The organism is Oleiphilus sp. HI0061 (genome assembly GCF_001635675.1).
Window position 1 is genome coordinate 1 of record NZ_LWFE01001436.1, and the last position, 1,337, is coordinate 1,337.

The 1,337-nt window shown below is 40.8% G+C and carries 2 protein-coding genes; one reads left to right on the plus strand and one right to left on the minus strand.

Features of this window, described 5'->3' with window-relative positions:
- On the minus strand, positions 1-487 hold a 487-nt coding region (gene dusA / locus A3735_RS22685), incomplete at its 3' end, for a tRNA dihydrouridine(20/20a) synthase DusA (protein WP_156499840.1).
- Positions 488-793: 306 nt separating this feature from the next.
- Between dusA and A3735_RS22690 the strand changes: the two genes are divergently transcribed.
- Positions 794-1,337, plus strand: a 544-nt coding sequence (locus tag A3735_RS22690) for a hypothetical protein (RefSeq protein ID WP_156499841.1), incomplete at its 3' end; no start/stop codon positions are given.

The window sequence follows — 1,337 nt, forward strand, 5'->3', positions numbered from 1 at the left end:
GAACAAACTCATAGCTATCATGTTCATCTATTCCAATTCGATGCTTAACAGTGATCGGGATGTCTACAGTATTTTTCATCGCAGAAATACATTGCTTAACGAGGTCAGCGTGAGCCATTAAGCAAGCGCCAATCATGTTATTTTGCACTCTGTCGCTTGGGCAGCCAACGTTTAAATTGATCTCGTCATAGCCAAATTGAGCGGCAATTTCTGCGCATCGTGATAACTCGGACGGCTTACTCCCACCAAGCTGAAGTGCAATAGGGTGTTCTTCATTGTTATACCTGAGAAATCGATCAGCACCCCCATGGATAATTGCGCCAGTAGTCACCATTTCGGTATAAAGAAGGGTATGTTTTGAAAGTAGGCGTGCCATATAGCGATAGTGGCGATCAGTCCAATCCATCATCGGGGCGACTGAAAACTTGCGGCTAGGCTCAATAGCTGGTGAACTATTTTTCTGTGATGGCTCTGAGTTGTTAATCATAAGGGTCGAAAAGAAGAAATTTGGAATCTACGGTTAATTAAACCAAGTTTAACACACTCTAAGTCACTAATTTTTATTAGTTGTTTGATAAATCTTTAAAGAAATGTGTTCAATATCATGATTGTTGCTTTGATATACACGTATAATTATCGTCATTGCCTTAAGGGTTTGTATTCTTTCTTCTCAATAGTTCGATCATAGCCGCGCATCTAAAGGACTAAAATATTCATGCTCGCCCGCTCTTATAAAACTTTATCTGTCATATCTCTAAGTTTCATTTTAATTGCTTGTGGTAGGCAGGATGATTTGATAATTCCCGCCGAAGTTGAACCCGAGCCTAGTCCTTATTGTTTGGAAGATTCTCCTTACGAGACACCAGTGTTGCTCGATAGTGTATCGTTTTCTGGTCTTCCATTTAGCTTTGATTATAGGCAGTTTGATTATCAGTTTAATTTAGAGCATTTGTCAGACATTACTACGCTAGGCTTTGCTCAGGTTGAACAGTTCTTCGCTCCAAACGTTTTGCCTGAGTTAACTCAAGCAGATTCTCTCGGTGAAACTGTACTTTCTACACTTCAGTTTGAAAGGCTTGATCAGGCGGCTATTGAGGTTCGCGAATTTGGTGTAATCGTTGAGCATTCTCATAATAATGACACGAGGCAGTTTGATGTTGATCTTTCAGAAAACACTTCGTTAGTCGATATTACTCTTAAACCTGGCAAAAACGAGATTTCGTTAGAAGTTACGGCGTCCTTACAGATGCCGTATTCAGGGCTTGAGTGCGAATTAGACGAGAGGTTACGAAATCTCGTACTGCTAGATGACGGGGGCGAAAGTACCGAAGAAACAC